This window comes from Paenibacillus phoenicis (genome assembly GCF_034718895.1).
Taxonomy (GTDB): domain Bacteria; phylum Bacillota; class Bacilli; order Paenibacillales; family Paenibacillaceae; genus Fontibacillus; species Fontibacillus phoenicis.
In genome coordinates this window covers 1,200,206-1,215,256 of record NZ_JAYERP010000001.1, presented here as the reverse complement: position 1 = coordinate 1,215,256, position 15,051 = coordinate 1,200,206, and the positions used below count along the sequence as shown (strand labels likewise).

Below are 15,051 nucleotides of genomic sequence, written 5' to 3'. Positions count from 1 at the left end.
CACCCTTATCCCTTTATTCCGGTTGTGGCAATCCCTTCGACGAAGTATTTTTGCAAGAACATAAAGATCAAGGTAGCCGGAATGATGGAGACGAGTGACATTGCCAGCAGTTGTCCCCATTCCTGGGCCGACTGGGAATCGTTAATCATTCGCAGCGCCAGGCTGACCGTATACTTGTCTACCGAATTAAGATACAGCAGATGTCCGAGGAAATCGTCCCAGTTCCACAAGAAGCAGAAGATGGTGACGGTCACGATCGCCGGAACCATCAGCGGCATGACGATCCGGAAGTAGATGCCGAACCACGAACAGCCGTCGATTTTCGCCGATTCATCCAACTCCATAGGAATGCCGCGCACGAACTGGATCAGCAGGAAGACGAAGAACGTCCCGCCCGCACCGCCCGCAAGCATATGTGGCACGATAAACGGCAAATACGTGTTCACCCAACCAAGCTGGTGGAACAAAGCGTATTGCGGAATGATCAGCACCTGCCCCGGCATCATTAAGGTAAGCATAAACAAGGAGAACCAGAGGTTTTTCAAAGGAAAATTCAATCTCCCGAACCCAAACGCAACGAGCGTGCTGGATACCAGCGTCGCTGCAATCACCGCCGCCTCCAAGGCGAAGGTGTTCAGGTAGAAGTCGGTGAAGGTGTGACCCGGCACCGAATTCCAGCCCTTAACGAAGTTGCTCCATTGAGGAACCGAAGGGAAAATATTCGGCGAAGCCAGCTCGCCGTTCGTCTTCAGCGACGCGCCGATCCACCACAGCACCGGATAGACCATGACCAAACTAAACAGAATCATAAAGAGGTGCCGGACCAGCGGCTTCCATTTAAAGGTCATCTGCCATTTCTCCCTTCAGGTTCCGTTTCGTAGAACACCCAATATTTCGAAGTTCCTGCAATGATCAACGTGGCAATCACAATCATCACCAGCATGATCCAGGCCAGTGCCGACGAATAACCAAGCTGGTACCGGCTAAACGCCCGCTCGTACAAATAAAGCGCATACACATACGTTGAATTCATCGGGCCGCCGTTCGTGATCACAAACGCTGACGTAAACATTTGGAACGCGTTGATGACGCCCATCACCAGGTTGAAGTACAATACCGGCGACAGCATCGGCAGCGTGATGTTGAAGAACTGGCGAAACTTTCCGGCGCCGTCCACAGCGGAAGCCTCATACAGATCACCCGGGATTTGCTTCAGCCCTGCCAGGAAGATGACCATCGACGAACCGAACTGCCAGACCGTGAGCAGCACGAGCGTACTTAACGCCGTATCGGGACTGGTGATCCAGCCTTTCCCCTCGAAGCCAAACGCTCCGATAATTTTGTTAAAGATCCCGTCCACGCCAAAAATATTACGCCAGAGCAGCGATACAGCGATACTGCCACCGATCAGCGACGGGAAGTAAATCGCCGTGCGGTACAGCCCAATCCCCCGCACCGCCCGGTTCAACACCAAAGCGACAAGCAGCGCCGCGATCAGCTTCAGAGGAACCGAAGCCAAAACGTACAGGAACGTGACCTTGACCGAAGTCACGAATTTGGAGTCCGCCGTAAAGATCAGCTCGTAGTTTTTGGTCCCCACCCAGTTGATCGGTTCCAACAGCGTGTAGTCCGTAAACGAGTAGTACAGCGATAAAATCAGCGGATATGCGGTCAGCCCGAGAAACCCGAGCAGCCACGGTGAAATAAATAAATAGCCGGCCACCGGAGCATTCCATCGTTTGAGGAAGATCCGGCGCTTGTTGATGGCTGGCGCGTCTTTTAAGCCCAAGGCCGCGGAACTTTTCATGCTTGCTTCACCTCTGCAGTTTCTGAGTGCTTATAGCTCAAGTATAGGGCGGGCCCACGGCCGGTTGTAGAAGAGGAATCCTCGAAATCTTTTAAAATATCACGAAAAAAATCTTAATAAATCCGCCGCCCCTGCTGATCGGCAATTCCGCTTTTGCGATAGAAATACGTGTTGATTTGATCCCGCCATTCCTTGGCATGCTCCGCTTGCTCCGCCAATCGCTTGGCGACCTGCTGATGCAGCGGCTCTTCGATCAAGCCGGACAGACCAGCCCATAGCTCCACCAGCTTCTCGGCTCGTTCCACCCCTTCAAAATGGGTATCGTAAATATGCTGAATCACCGTCTTGCCGGATTGGAGCACGTGGGTGTACGGCACATGGTGGAAGAAGAGCAACAGCTCGTCGGGACAAGTCTCCAGCGTTTCGTATAAGCTTTGATTTGGCTCTACGTATTGCGAGGTATACCCCGTCCCCGTGGCTTTCGTCCGGTCAACACCGATCCCGTGGCAATCGGCAAAATGATACGTCCCCCACATCGAGTATTCATAGCCGTCGACGTTCGGGCCATAATGATGGTTCGGATTCACCATAAAGCCGATGCCCAGCGGAGCCGTGTAGCTTTCGTAAATGCTCCAGGAATCCATCAAAATACGAAGAATCACCTGGATGACCCGTTCGTCGCTCCCAAATACGAGCCGAATCCACTCCTCCGCAATCGCTTCGGAACTGAGGTCCGGATTCCAGGCCAGCCGCCCATAGCCATAAAGGTTCGCCTGTGCCAGCAGATGGCCGGTCCAGTTGGCGTCGTCCCCGATATTGGAAACCGCGGCGAACCCGCTGTAACGGGAACCATGCAGCGTACCGTCTACGATCCGTTTGACGGTTGAGCCCTCGCCCTTCAAATGGGTGTCGAAGTCCAGCACTTCTTTCCACTGGGGAACGAGGTAGCAGACATGGCGCTGCTGCCCGGTATATTCTTGCGTGATTTGGAACTCGATCATCTGGTTTGTCGCTGGCATCGCGCCCAGCAGCGGCGATACGGGCTCGCGCACTTGGAAGTCAATCGGACCGTTTTTGACCTGCAAAATCACGTTCTCTTTAAACCGTCCATCGAGCGGGACGAAATGATCGTAGGCGGCCCGTGCTCGATCCGTCTTGCGATCCCGCCAGTCCTGCTTGCAGTTGTAGACGAAGCAACGCCAAATCACAAGCCCGCCGTAAGGTTCCAGTGCCTCGGCCAGCATATTGGCGCCGTCAGCATGATCCCTGCCATACGTAAACGGCCCCGGCCGGTTCTCCGAGTCCGCCTTCACCAGGAACCCGCCAAAGTCCGGGATCGCCTGATAAATCTCGTCCGCGCGCTCCCGCCACCATGCCGCGACCTCCGGGTCAAGCGGATCGGCGGTGGATAAGCCGCCAATTTCCAGCGGAGCCGCGTAATTGATGCTAAGGAACAGCTTGATGCCGTAATTGCGGAAGATCTCGGCCACCTTCGATACATCCGGCAAAAATGCCTTCGTAATCAGTCCGGTCTCGATCCGGTGCACATTGACGTTGTTGATGGAAATCGCATTGATGCCCGTCGAGGCCAACAGCCGCGCATAATCGGTAATGCGCTCCAGGTTCTTCGTAAACTGGTTATCTTCATAAAAAATCGAAGAACCGGCATAGCCCCGCTCAATACTTCCGTCCATGTTGTCCCAGTGATTCAGCATCCGCAGCCCATTCACCGGACGTTCCGAAATATTCAGCCCTTGCAGCGACTGTCCGCTCCCCAGGCGGCGCAGCAAGTCAAACACGCCGTACAATAAACCGGAGGTACTTTCCGCGCCAATGGCGATCCGACCGGAGCCCGGTTCATGCCGCAGGGCATACCCTTCCCGCCCCAGCTTCAAAGCGGCCTTCCCTTCCGAGAACACCGCATCCAGGATTGGACTATGCCCCAACAACCCCAGCACAAAACAAGGGGTATCCCCCGCACTCTCGATGATGGAAATCTCGCGCCCCAGCATTTGGGATAAGCCTCTCGACAGCTCCTGAGCCGCAGTATGCGCTGCCGCTTCATCGGTGCCTTCGACGACGATGCCGCCAAATCGATTTAACTCTGCCTGTCTCTCCCCCGGCTCAATACTCCGGTATCGAAGCCAGGCATCATACCCAACTTCCGTCATTGTGGTTGATTTGTTCATGGAATCTCCCCCTGTCATCTCCATTGAAATAACGTTTCATTTTCGATCACATGCACCGGAAGGGTCGGGAAAGCCATGCGGAGCTTGCCGGCTAACCGCCTCATTCCAGGTGCTTCGCTGGGACCGTGGCCAAGGAAAATCATCGCCTTCTCCCGGCCTTGATAAACGGCGTCCCGTACATACTCGGGCGCTTCCCATTCCGGGCCTTCGCCGGCGATGATCAAGTCGACCTCTCCCAGCAGCGGGATTGCCAGCTCGCCGCCGCCCCGGTAGCCAACCAGCACTCCGACCTTCCGACATCCCATATCCGGATTGCCCGTGAATCGGATAAACGGAAGATTCAGCTTCCGTTTCAACAAGCTGACCAAATCCTTAAGGGTCGCTGCTGGCAGATCTAACACTGCGGAAGCCGGGCGATATTCCCCTACTGCATCCTGCCAACCGAGCTCCTCGATCAACCCGGCCGTAATGCCGTCCGGCGTCTCTCGGTGAATGCCGTCATGATACCGATAAATCGCAAGGTCCAGCTCCTTCAGTCGCTGCAGCTTATGCCGGGCAACGGGATCCTCTTCCAGCAACTTGTTCCCGTCCGGTCGATGGCTGTAAAATACCCCTTCATGCGAAATCAACAGGTTCGCTCCCAGCGAAGCCGCCTGCTCGATGGCTGATTGCGTTGCCATAAACGTGACGGCGATTCCGCGCACTTGTGTCTCCGGCTTGCCGCAGACTAAACCGTCCACGGTAGGCTGGGCCGCTGTTAGCCGGTCCAGAACATCTTGGATGCGCAGCATCTATACCTCCCCCTTCCCTGGTAAAAATCAACCCGGAACGAGAATCCTGTTCCGGGCTGAAGTCGAATGTAAGTCTTATTCGTAAGCCATAGCTGCTTCTTTCAACTGCTTGTAGGCTTCTTCTGGAGTGATCTTGCCAAAGCTCAGCTGATCATGTACCAGAGGAAAGTCCTTATCGATATAGTTCGTCCAGCCCCCTGCACCGGCCGTCCAAGTTTGGCCGTCTTTCTCAGTAGCGCGGAGCAGCTCCATGCCTACCTTATCCACATCGCTCATGCTGGATTCCAGCGCTGCCGCGTTATCCTTGTTGACCGGCAAGCCCCGCGAGGTTTTCAGGATTTTCGAAGCTTCCGGATCATTGACGAACCAGTTGATAAACTCTACTGCCTCTGCCTTATGCTCGGAGTTGTCGGACACGGCCAGGTACATCGACGGCTTCAGCCAACCGCCGGCTTCCTCGGCTCGCGGCATCGTAACGAGCGCGTAAGCGCCTGGCTTGATGCTGTCCCATGCACCGTAGTTGTTGGAGAAGCTGTAACGGAACAAAATTTTTCCGGCAACCATCAGGTCCATTTGCGGATCGAACTCTTTGTCAGAGGAGTTGACGTCCGCCGGCGGTACTAACCCTTCGTTGCGCAGCTCTTCAAAATGCTTGGTCCATTCCAGGAAGGAAGCTTCATCGATGTTAAACTTCCCATCCTCCGTAATGACCGTTCCTTTGCCTTTACTATACTGATAAGCCGAGTACATGAAGTAGTTGGCTGCATAATCTTTTGTAAAATACTGACCGCTTGGCAGCTTGCCTTTCAGCTCCTTCGCCAGTGCGAAGAAATCATCCCAAGTCCAGCCGTTTTCCGGATTTTTGACGCCCAGCTTGTCCAGCGCGGCTTTATCATAAATCATACCGAATGCCACCGAACCAAGAGGAACAGCGTATTGCGTTCCATCCAGTTGTCCGCCGGCTAACAGCTTCGGATCGATCTTCGATACGTCAACCCCATCCAGAGGAGCCAATTGCTTGCGGCTCGCCCAGTCCGGTGTCCAGCCTGGATCGAGTTGGATGATGTCCGGCGCATTTTTCGCCGCTGCCTGGGTTGACAGCTTGTCCAAGTAACCGTCCATCCCGGAGTATTCCGGTTCAAAGGTGACGTTCGGATGGTTTTTCGTGTACAAATCAAGGGCTGCCAAGGTGGCTTCATGCCGTTCCTGCGCCCCCCACCACATAATCCGCAGTTTCACCGGCTCACTGCCCGTGCTAGTTGCGGCATTGCCTTCCCCAGCCGCTCCTGCCGGTTTAGCTGCATTACCGTTCGTACCGCCGCCGCAGGCAGCCAGCGCCCCAACCATGGTAACCGCTACCAGCGTCGTCAGTAAACGCTTCCATTTAAACATTGATAACCCTCCCATTTAAATCGTAAATATCTGTTTACATCCTTTATAGTAACGACTCCAAACGGAAGTGGGTATGAGAGCAATGCACAATTTGTTTTAAAATTGCCCGAAAATGTTTATTCACCAAAGTCTGCCCTTTCCATATTAAAATAGGCTCCAATCCAACGTTTGCGACAGCCGTTCAATTAATTGCACGCCCGCAATGCTATTGCCTTTGGAATTGAGTGCGGGCCCGACCACACCAATCCCGTAACGTCCGGGCACAAGCGTCAAGATCCCGCCGGATACGCCGCTCTTCGCCGGAAGCCCAGCTTCGATGGCAAATTCCCCGGACCCGTTGTACATCCCGCAGGTGACCATAAACGTCTTGGCGATTTGCACATACCTTCTAGGTATCAGCGTCTTGCCCGTCAAGGGGTCCTTCCCGTCGAAGGCCAGGACCAGCGCCATCCGCGCTAAATCCGCGCAGCAGACCTTAATCGCGCAATGGCGGAAGTAGATGTCCAGCACCTCATCAACGCCGCAGCCCAACACTCCTTTATCCAGCAAAAAATAAGCGATTGATCGGTTCAAATGCGCCGTCTTCGATTCTGAAATGTATACTTGCATATCGTATTCCAGGTTGGGATTGCCGGCCAACTCGCGAAAGAAAGCCAAGATCCGCGCCGATTTCGCCTCCGCATTCTCCCCTTTAATCATGGAGGATACCACGATAGCGCCGGCATTAATTAACGGGTTAAACGGAATCGCCGGCTGCACCAACTCCAGCTTCATGATGGAGTTAAAGTGATCGCCGGTCGGTTCCATGCCTACCTTGGAAAATACCGCGGATTCCCCATGGTCCATGAGCGCCAGAATCAACGTGAACACCTTCGAAATGCTCTGCATCGTAAAACTGTCCTGGGCTTCGCCTGCGGAGATGGATCGCCCCTTGGCATCCAGGATATGAATCCCGAGCATATCCGGCTTCGCCTTTGACAGCTCAGGGATATACTCCGCAACCTTGCCTGCAGCGCTGGTTTCTCGGCACTCTTCCACCCACTTATCCAGGTGGAGCTTCAGTTGTTCCCATTCATTCACAGCCATGGTGAACCCTCCTGCATTTTTCTCTGGTAACCTATCTTACTGCTGATTGTTTAAGCGTTGTTTAGCCAAGCGGATCATTTCCTTGACCATCGCCCCGCCGATCACACCGCCAACCTTGCCGGCCTTCGCGGTCGTCAAATCACCGTTATCGCCTTCGCGGAGTGGAACTCCTAACGATTGGGCAACTTCATATTTCACGTCATCCGGCCGCTCTTGAGGTATATTGTATCCCTCATTCATCATGACTTCCGCCTTAAACCGGCTCAGGCGAAGCGCCGGGTCCGTCTCTTGACGGCCATTCCCGCCACTTCCCTTTGGTTGTACCATGGATATCCCCCGCTTTCAAGTGAGAATTATCCAATAAGATTCCCAGTAAGCGGTGAGATAAGTCATAGTCGGTTGATGTGATAAAAAAGATAATTTAAGCCGATAATCATATTTTATAAACGATATTTTTAAGGAAGGCATCAGTTATGAATTTGGACCAGTATCGTCCGATGATTGAAAAACCGCTTCGAGCATGCCTAAAGCCTACGCAGGAGATCGGCGTCATTCTGCTGTCCGCCGTACTTGTAGCAGTAGGGCTCAATTTGTTCCTGATTCCGCATAAACTATTGTCCGGGGGCGTCACAGGCCTTGCTTCCATCATCGTGTATTTGACGGGATGGAATATCTCGCTTGTCTACTTTTTGATTAATGTACCCTTGATAATATGGGGCTGGAAAGCGGTGGGACGCCGTTATATCGTGCTTAGCTGTATCTCTGTTGTCAGCACCACCTGGTTTATCTCCATCATCCCCGAGGTGAAAGTCACCCGAGATCCGATTCTAGCCGCGGTATTCGGCGGAATCATCTCTGCAGCGGGCATCGGATTTTCGCTGCGGGCTGGCGGCTCGACCGGCGGGTTTGATATTCTTGGATCCATCGTCACACGAAAAAAGGACGTCCCCATGGGGAACATCCTCTTTCTGCTTAACGGGCTCGTTATTCTAGCGCTTGGCTTTTTTCAAAGCTGGGATCTAGCCCTGTATTCAATGTTATCGACCTTCGTCAAAGGGAAAGTCGTCGATATGATCCATGTTGGTCATATCAAGGTCACCTGCTTCATCATTACGAAGCGTAAAGACGAGATGCTCTGCCAACTGCGCAAGCTGCATCACGGCATTACCTGCCTCAGTTCTGAAGGCGGGTATCACGAAGAGAAAAACTATACCTTAATGACCGTGACAACCCGATACGAACTAGCTGCCGTCCGGAAAGCTGTGGTTAGTACAGACCCTCACGCATTCATGAATGTGGTTCAATCCACGGAGATTGTCGGACGGTTCTCAAGGCCGGTTCAATAATCTTTACTTTTCAAGTTCATAAAATTTGTACAAGTCGTCCAGCATCAAATTGGCCGCTTTGATCCCGCCGGCGGTATTCCAGATCGCGTCGTCAACTTTGTAGGCTTTGCCGTTCTTGACGGCGCTTAGGTTCTTCCATAACGGATCGTTTGTCCAATCTTGCTCGGTTTGGCTCGCATTTCCGTCGCCGGTTTCGTAAGTGAAGTAGAAAATTCGGTCGGCCTCTACCTCAGGCAGCCGTTCTTTGGTGATTTCATCCACAAACGTATCTTTGGCGTTCAGTGTCATGGCGTTTCTGGCAATACCCAGCTGTTCAAAAATAATCCCCGAGAACGTGTTCGTATGGTAAACGCGGGTTTTCCCATCCATAAAGCGAACGACGGATACGGTTTCGTTCAATTTATCTCCGGCTTTAGCCTTAAAGTCTTGAATCCGTGCATCGAATTCAGCCAGCAGCTCATTGCCTTTATCGGTGAGTCCCAACGCTTCCGCATACAATTTGAAATTGCTCATCCAATTGCCGCGCAAATCCTCGGACATCACAGTAGGTGCAATCGCCTGCAGTTGTTCATATACCTTCTCCTGGCGCATCTTGTTCCCGATAATGAGGTCAGGCTTCAAGCCAGCGATCAGCTCAAGGTTCGGCTGGCTTTCCTCACCAACCACCGTTACACCCTCCATCTCGTCCTGAATATGCGGGTACCACGGATCCCCCAGCCAGGAGCGCACAGCGCCAACCGGCTTGATTCCCAGCGCCAACAGCGCTTCCGTACCTTCGTTCGTCAAAACCACAACTTTTTGCGGGGTGCCTGTGATTTCCGTTTCCCCCATCGCATGTTTAACGACCCGTTTGTCATCCGTCGTGTTATTCGTGCTGTTGCCTCCCGCTTGGTTCTCGGCTGCCGCACTGTTCTTGGTATCGGTATTGCCGGACGATCCTTGCGTATTACTATTCCCGCATCCCGCAACGACAAGTGCCAGCGCCATCACTGCGAAAGCCCATAAGGCAATGCGCCTGCGGTTCGTTTTTTTAGTATGAGTATTGTTCATTGTTCGTTCTCCCCTTTAGAAAATATGGCGTTCTAATTAAGTGATAATGATTATCATCTTCATGAATATAAGACATCCCTCTTTGGTTTGTCAATACAATTAAGAATGATTATCAGCCTCATTGACAGACTCTTCCCTATCTTCTAAGATTTAATGGTCATTATTATTTTTGATCTAGAAAGTGGGTAATCTAGTCCGATGAAAGGTTTAGGCTTGTTGATTTGCGCATTGGTATTAGCCGCTGCCGTCATATGCAGTATCAGCTTCGGCGTGACGGACATCCCATTTTCTACCGTCTGGGAATCATTTGTCCATCCGAACGGAAGCAATGAGCACTTGCTCGTTCAGACGGCTCGCGTACCTCGCGCTTTCATCGCTGCTGCCGTTGGTGCCTGCCTCGCCGTTGCGGGCGCATTGATGCAGGTCATTACCCGCAACCCCATCGCTTCGCCCAGCACGCTGGGCGTGAATTCCGGAGCGGCTTTCTTTATTATCCTGGCTTCGGGTTGGCTTGGCTTATCGGGAATACAAGCCTTAACCTGGGTCGCACTAATCGGAGCTGCCCTTAGCGGAGCGGTGGTGTTTCTTCTCGGAAGCCTGGGACGGGACGGAATGACGCCCATCAAGATTACGTTGGCAGGAGCTTCGATGGCAGCGTTTTTTTACTCGTTGACTCAAGGGCTTATGCTCTCCGACGGCAAAATGTTCGATCAGGTGCTCGTCTGGCTGGTAGGATCCGTGACTGGGCGCGGGACGGAGCAGCTTCTAAACGTACTTCCTTATATGGGGATTGGCATGGTTCTTGCCCTCTTGCTCGCTGGACAACTTAACGTGTTAGCTATGGGAGAAACCGTCGCGCAAGGGCTTGGCCAACGCACGGGCTTAATTAAAGCATTAGCTGCAGCAGCCGTCATCTTGCTTGCCGGGGGCTCTGTTGCCGTGGCTGGCCCCATCGCATTTGTTGGCATTATCATCCCGCATATCATCCGCCATTTTGTAGGGGCGGATCATCGTTGGATTTTGCCCTATTGCGCCTTGACGGGTGCCATCCTGCTCGTATCAGCTGACATCGGCTCCAGATACATCGCCATGCCAAAGGAAATTCCGGTTGGCGTCATGACCGCAATCTTGGGCGTTCCGTTCTTCGTATACATCGCTAGAAGAGGGGTGAAGAACTGATGGCCAAATCCAACAAAGCTGCATCGCTCTCTGTTCCTTCGTCTCTCCTGGCCAAAAAAAGGAGAATCCTGTGGATCTGCCTGCTCCTTGCTCTCCTATGTATCGGAATGATGATCATCAGCGTAGGGGTCAGCAGCCAATATCTCCCGCCGATGACCGTCTTGAAGGCCATATTTGGCATGGCTGAACCGGGAGAACAAGTGATTGTCGTGAATCTCCGTCTGCCGAGAATTTTTATTGCCGTGCTGGTTGGCGCTTCCCTGGCCGTAGCCGGTGCAATCCTGCAAGGCGTGATCCGCAATCCGCTTGCTTCCCCCGATGTTGCGGGAATAACTGAGGGAGCTTCGCTTGGCGCGATTTTGTTTATCTATGTGTTTCAGGGCACGATCTCGATCCATTGGATGCCGCTTGCATCAATTCTTGGCGCTTTCTTCATTACTGCGCTCTTATATGTATTGGCTTGGAAAAAAGGGGCCTCCCCGTTGCGAATCATCCTCATCGGGATCGGGGTATCTGCCGCGATCAAGTCGTTGTCGTTTATGCTGATCATCTCCGGACCGATGCAGCTGGCGAATCAGTCGCTCACGTTTATGACCGGCAGCATATATGGCGTCTCCTGGGATAACGATGTGCTGACGCTGCTGCCTTGGACGGCCGTGCTGCTCGTTCTAACTTGGCTGCAAGCCCGCCAGGTCAACATTCAAGCGTTGGGCGACGACATCGCCACCAGCGTAGGCTCCCGCGTCCAGCTGCAGCGCCTGTTGCTGATCGTGCTCAGCGTTTCGCTGGCAGGATCTGCAGTGGCGATTGGCGGGGCCATCTCCTTTATCGGGCTGATGGCGCCGCATATGGCCCGCAGGCTGACCGGGCCGTCCTTCTCCGGCGTGCTCCCGGTCAGCGCGCTGCTCGGCGCATTGATCCTGCTCGTAGCGGATCTGATCGCGCGTACGGCTTTTTTGCCGCGGGACGTGCCAGCCGGCGTGTTGACCGCCGCTATTGGTGCACCGTTCTTTATGGTGTTGCTGTATAAGAACCGGAACCGGTTCTAAATACGAGCAGGTTGCGTGTACTAGCAACCCGCATGTACTGCAACTTACGTAGACTAGCAACTCACGTATACTAGCAAATCGCGTGTAGTCACAGCCAGGGTGTACTAGTAACTCGTATGTACTTGCAGCCCCGGTGAACAAGTAACCCGCGTATACTATCAGCCCTTGTGCGCTTCCGGCCCTCTTTCTTAGCGGCCAACTGCAAAAGTGCATTTAAAAACGCGCTAAACCCACGGTTTGGCGCGAGTGAGATGCAAAAGTGCATTTGAAAAAGGAGATTTACCGCAAATCCGCTTCAAATACCGAAATTGAACTGCACTTTTGCATTTGAATCGGATAAAGAGAATGAACAAAAGCCGGTGCACCCCTCTCAGGGACGCCGGCTTTATTCATATCTAAGGTTTACGATCCAGCCCCACGGTACCGCTTGACACCGCAGTTCCAAGCGGTCAGGCCGATCGCCAGAAAGACGAGGCCTACCAGCGGGGTTAACCAAGCCATCCGCCACATCTCCTCGCGTTCCAGGAACAACGAAGCCGGATAGACGCCAACGAAGGCAAACGGCAATATCCAGGTCAGCAGCACTTGAATTGCGCGGTTGTAAATCGTCACCGGGTAGCGCCCGTACCCCTGCACGTTGTACATCAACGGCAAGATACCAGTCGGCGCATCCGAATAAAACGACAGGGACGTCAACGTCGTGTAGATCCCCGTATAAATTGCAACTGCGCTAATCGTAAACAGCAGCAACACTGGGATCGTCCACCACTCGAAGCTGAGCCCCAACTGCCCGCCGCTGATCAGCATGATGATGCACCCGATGATCGAGCCGACGAGCGCTGGCGGATCAACGTTTTCCAGGAAGATCTGGAACAAATTATACGCCGGACGCGTCATGATCCGGTCCATCTCCCCCTTCACGATATACCGCTCACTGAAGTTCCACAGGTTAACGAAGCAGCTAAACACGCCAAACGGCACCATAAAGAAGCCGTAAACGAACACCACTTCACTCTCGCTCCAGCCGCCCAGGCTGTTGGTGTGCATAAAGATCACAAAGATAAAGATCAGGTTCGTCGCCTGAAACAACAGGTCAGAAATGACCTCCACCCAAAAGTCGGCGCGGTAGGTCATGCGGGTTTTCATGTAATTTTTCAAGTATTCTCCCATGAGGCCTAAGTAGTACATGCTTCCCTTAACCTCCTTGCACGAACAGGCGTTTCCGCGAAGCACGGTACAGCCCAATCATCGGAATGAGCAAAGTGAAAAACCAGACCACCTGAATGCCAAGCACGTTCCAAATCGAAGCGCCTTGAATCCGACCGGTAAAGACCGAACCCGGCAAATAGGTGATCGCCTGAAATGGCAGAAACGACATGATGCCGCCGAGCCAGGACGGGAACAGACTGATCGGAATGATCAGGCCCGAGAACAAATCAACAACCACCCGTTTCATGCGCATAAACCCTTCGTTATTTTCCACGAAAAAAGACATCAGTCCCGTAATCACGTTCAGCTGCGAATTGATCAGGAAGCTGAAGAACAGCATCACCAGGAACCCTGCCCAAGCGCTCAACTCGGTTGGCAGCTTGACCGGGAACAGCAGCATCGCAATCGCCATGCCGGGGATCATCAACATGATGAAGCGGAACATTCCTTCGCCGAAGCCCTGCATCATTTTGACGATAAGGTAGTTATAAGGGCGGATAAATTGAATCGCAATGCTTCCATCTCGAATATCCGTGGAGATTTCACGATCCAGGTTGTTAAAATAAAACGCCCGGGCCATCCAGGAAACGGCCAGGTAGGTCGTCATCTGCGAGGCGGTAAAGCCGCCAAGCTCGCCCCCGTCGCCGTAAATCGCCTTCCACGTAAAATAATAAACCCCAATATTCAGCGAATAGATCAGAATGCCTGAATAGTAGTTCACCCGATACGCCAGCATCGTCAAAAATCGGATGCGGATAAAATCGAGGTACGCCCCCCACTGGTTAGACATGGATAACCGCACCTTCTTTGCTCTCCGCCTCCGCTTCAGAGTCCGCCGGTTTATCCGCCGAGCCGGATTGATAAATGCTGCGGACGATTTCGTCGGTGTTGGTTTCAATGATTTTGATGTCGGTGATGTCCGCTTGGCCAACCACTTGACCCAATACCTCAGAGACACCGATATCCCGTGGAATCCAAACCTTGGCGTTCAGGTCGTTCTCCGCCGTCCAGATGACAGGAAGCGTCCCCGTCCAGCTCCGCAGCTGGTCCAGCTTGGTGGCCGTTCCAAACTGGAACAGTACCTCCTTGCCCGTACCCCAGCGGTCCTTCAGCTCTTCTAAGCCGCCGTCGTAAATGATCCGGCCGTCGTCGAGCATAATGACGCGGGAGCAGAGCGCCTCGATGTCCTGCAGGTCATGTGTCGTCAGCAGGATCGTTGTCCCGTGGTCGCGGTTCATATCCTTAAGGAAATCGCGAATCTCCGATTTGACGACGATGTCAAGACCAATCGTCGGCTCGTCCAGGAAGACGATGGACGGGTTGTGCAGCAACGCTGCGACCAGCTCACAGCGCATCCGTTGGCCTAGGCTGAGCTTACGTACCGGGCGGTTCAGCAGATCCTGCAGCTGAAGGCGTTCCACCAGCTCGTCTAGCCGTTTCTTGTAATCGGCCTGCGGCACCCGATAAACCTTGCGCAGCAGCTCAAACGACTCGATGACACCGATATCCCACCAAAGCTGGCTGCGCTGCCCAAAGACGACGCCGATATGCTGTACGAACTTCTCGCGCTCGGCGTATGGCACAAAGCCGCCAACCTTCAAATAACCCGATGTCGGCACCAAAATACCCGTGAGCATTTTGATGGTGGTCGATTTTCCGGCCCCGTTTTCCCCGATATATCCGCAGATCTCTCCCTCTGGAATCTGAAACGAAATATCTTTCACGGCGGCCACTTCGTTGTATTCCCGCTTAAATAAATCAAGAAAGGCCCCTTTGAGGCCTTCGCGGTTTTTCTGCACCTTATATGTCTTGCGCAAATCGCGCACTTCAATGGCAGCCATGGTATCCCTCGCTTTGTTGATTCAATTTTGAGTCCGCTAAAGATTATATAGTAACTTCCAACAAAGCACCACCCCTAAGGTGCGTGCGTGTGAAGTCCAGAAAGGCGACCGA

The 15,051-nt window shown here is 53.1% G+C and carries 14 protein-coding genes; 3 read left to right on the top strand and 11 right to left on the bottom strand.

All coding sequences use genetic code 11. The annotated features are described in order from the left end of the window. Positions 1 to 5: 5 nt before the first annotated feature. From U9M73_RS05720 to U9M73_RS05690, 7 genes are all read right to left on the bottom strand, one after another. A complete protein-coding gene (locus U9M73_RS05720) occupies positions 6 to 848 on the bottom strand; it encodes a carbohydrate ABC transporter permease (RefSeq protein ID WP_323076519.1) in 843 nt (280 codons plus the stop codon). After that, a complete protein-coding gene (locus U9M73_RS05715) occupies positions 845 to 1,807 on the bottom strand; it encodes a carbohydrate ABC transporter permease (protein ID WP_009223236.1) in 963 nt (320 codons plus the stop codon). Before U9M73_RS05715 ends, U9M73_RS05720 begins: the two co-directional genes overlap by 4 nt. A 113-nt stretch (positions 1,808 to 1,920) precedes the next feature. Further along, positions 1,921 to 3,996 carry an alpha-glucuronidase family glycosyl hydrolase gene (locus tag U9M73_RS05710; RefSeq protein WP_009223235.1) on the bottom strand — a complete coding sequence of 692 codons (2,076 nt, stop codon included), beginning with the start codon at positions 3,994 to 3,996 and terminating at the stop codon, positions 1,921 to 1,923. 14 nt (positions 3,997 to 4,010) lie between these two features. Next, the gene (locus U9M73_RS05705) at positions 4,011 to 4,787 is read right to left on the bottom strand and encodes a Nif3-like dinuclear metal center hexameric protein (RefSeq protein ID WP_260069966.1); all 777 of its coding nucleotides are present in this window, start codon (positions 4,785 to 4,787) and stop codon (positions 4,011 to 4,013) included. A gap of 75 nt (positions 4,788 to 4,862) precedes the next feature. Then, positions 4,863 to 6,179, bottom strand: a complete 1,317-nt coding sequence (locus U9M73_RS05700; RefSeq protein WP_260069965.1) for an ABC transporter substrate-binding protein — start codon at positions 6,177 to 6,179, stop codon at positions 4,863 to 4,865. 144 nt (positions 6,180 to 6,323) lie between these two features. Next, on the bottom strand, positions 6,324 to 7,265 hold the full coding sequence (gene glsA / locus U9M73_RS05695; protein ID WP_009223232.1) for a glutaminase A: 942 nt from the start codon (positions 7,263 to 7,265) through the stop codon (positions 6,324 to 6,326). Positions 7,266 to 7,301: 36 nt separating this feature from the next. Beyond that, positions 7,302 to 7,592 (bottom strand): alpha/beta-type small acid-soluble spore protein, encoded by a 291-nt coding sequence (locus U9M73_RS05690; RefSeq protein WP_009223231.1) that lies wholly within the window; start codon positions 7,590 to 7,592, stop codon positions 7,302 to 7,304. 146 nt (positions 7,593 to 7,738) lie between these two features. Between U9M73_RS05690 and U9M73_RS05685 the strand changes: the two genes are divergently transcribed. Further along, entirely contained in the window at positions 7,739 to 8,611 is an 873-nt protein-coding gene (locus tag U9M73_RS05685) for a YitT family protein (RefSeq protein ID WP_009223230.1), read from the top strand. Positions 8,612 to 8,614: 3 nt separating this feature from the next. Here U9M73_RS05685 and U9M73_RS05680 read toward each other — a convergent pair whose 3' ends face one another. Further along, on the bottom strand, positions 8,615 to 9,661 hold the full coding sequence (locus U9M73_RS05680) for an ABC transporter substrate-binding protein (protein WP_260069964.1): 1,047 nt from the start codon (positions 9,659 to 9,661) through the stop codon (positions 8,615 to 8,617). 198 nt (positions 9,662 to 9,859) lie between these two features. Between U9M73_RS05680 and U9M73_RS05675 the strand changes: the two genes are divergently transcribed. Together U9M73_RS05675 and U9M73_RS05670 are read left to right on the top strand one after the other, a co-directional pair. Beyond that, positions 9,860 to 10,840 (top strand): FecCD family ABC transporter permease, encoded by a 981-nt coding sequence (locus U9M73_RS05675; RefSeq protein ID WP_009223228.1) that lies wholly within the window; start codon positions 9,860 to 9,862, stop codon positions 10,838 to 10,840. After that, positions 10,840 to 11,889 carry a FecCD family ABC transporter permease gene (locus U9M73_RS05670; protein ID WP_323076518.1) on the top strand — a complete coding sequence of 350 codons (1,050 nt, stop codon included), beginning with the start codon at positions 10,840 to 10,842 and terminating at the stop codon, positions 11,887 to 11,889. The genes U9M73_RS05675 and U9M73_RS05670 overlap by 1 nt, the downstream gene beginning before the upstream one ends. 402 nt (positions 11,890 to 12,291) lie before the next feature. Here U9M73_RS05670 and U9M73_RS05665 read toward each other — a convergent pair whose 3' ends face one another. From U9M73_RS05665 to U9M73_RS05655, 3 genes are read right to left on the bottom strand one after another with little or no spacing between them, the layout of a single operon-like run. After that, positions 12,292 to 13,077, bottom strand: coding sequence for an ABC transporter permease (locus tag U9M73_RS05665; protein ID WP_009223226.1), 786 nt, complete (start codon positions 13,075 to 13,077; stop codon positions 12,292 to 12,294). A 7-nt stretch (positions 13,078 to 13,084) separates the two neighbouring features. Beyond that, positions 13,085 to 13,888: an ABC transporter permease gene (locus U9M73_RS05660; RefSeq protein WP_323076517.1), complete on the bottom strand. Its 804-nt coding sequence runs from the start codon at positions 13,886 to 13,888 to the stop codon at positions 13,085 to 13,087. Further along, entirely contained in the window at positions 13,881 to 14,939 is a 1,059-nt protein-coding gene (locus U9M73_RS05655; protein ID WP_260069961.1) for an ABC transporter ATP-binding protein, read from the bottom strand. The genes U9M73_RS05660 and U9M73_RS05655 overlap by 8 nt, the downstream gene beginning before the upstream one ends. Positions 14,940 to 15,051 lie beyond the last annotated feature (112 nt).

What these genes read in the sequence shown, in the direction of transcription:
- U9M73_RS05720 (WP_323076519.1), bottom strand. Translation starts at nt 848, where the DNA reads ATGACCTTTAAATGGAAGCCGCTGGTCCGGCACCTCTTTATGATTCTG.
- U9M73_RS05715 (WP_009223236.1), bottom strand. Translation starts at nt 1,807, where the DNA reads ATGAAAAGTTCCGCGGCCTTGGGCTTAAAAGACGCGCCAGCCATCAAC.
- U9M73_RS05710 (WP_009223235.1), bottom strand. Translation starts at nt 3,996, where the DNA reads ATGAACAAATCAACCACAATGACGGAAGTTGGGTATGATGCCTGGCTT.
- U9M73_RS05705 (WP_260069966.1), bottom strand. Translation starts at nt 4,787, where the DNA reads ATGCTGCGCATCCAAGATGTTCTGGACCGGCTAACAGCGGCCCAGCCT.
- U9M73_RS05700 (WP_260069965.1), bottom strand. Translation starts at nt 6,179, where the DNA reads ATGTTTAAATGGAAGCGTTTACTGACGACGCTGGTAGCGGTTACCATG.
- glsA (WP_009223232.1), bottom strand. Translation starts at nt 7,265, where the DNA reads ATGGCTGTGAATGAATGGGAACAACTGAAGCTCCACCTGGATAAGTGG.
- U9M73_RS05690 (WP_009223231.1), bottom strand. Translation starts at nt 7,592, where the DNA reads ATGGTACAACCAAAGGGAAGTGGCGGGAATGGCCGTCAAGAGACGGAC.
- U9M73_RS05685 (WP_009223230.1), top strand. Translation starts at nt 7,739, where the DNA reads ATGAATTTGGACCAGTATCGTCCGATGATTGAAAAACCGCTTCGAGCA.
- U9M73_RS05680 (WP_260069964.1), bottom strand. Translation starts at nt 9,661, where the DNA reads ATGAACAATACTCATACTAAAAAAACGAACCGCAGGCGCATTGCCTTA.
- U9M73_RS05675 (WP_009223228.1), top strand. Translation starts at nt 9,860, where the DNA reads ATGAAAGGTTTAGGCTTGTTGATTTGCGCATTGGTATTAGCCGCTGCC.
- U9M73_RS05670 (WP_323076518.1), top strand. Translation starts at nt 10,840, where the DNA reads ATGGCCAAATCCAACAAAGCTGCATCGCTCTCTGTTCCTTCGTCTCTC.
- U9M73_RS05665 (WP_009223226.1), bottom strand. Translation starts at nt 13,077, where the DNA reads ATGTACTACTTAGGCCTCATGGGAGAATACTTGAAAAATTACATGAAA.
- U9M73_RS05660 (WP_323076517.1), bottom strand. Translation starts at nt 13,888, where the DNA reads ATGTCTAACCAGTGGGGGGCGTACCTCGATTTTATCCGCATCCGATTT.
- U9M73_RS05655 (WP_260069961.1), bottom strand. Translation starts at nt 14,939, where the DNA reads ATGGCTGCCATTGAAGTGCGCGATTTGCGCAAGACATATAAGGTGCAG.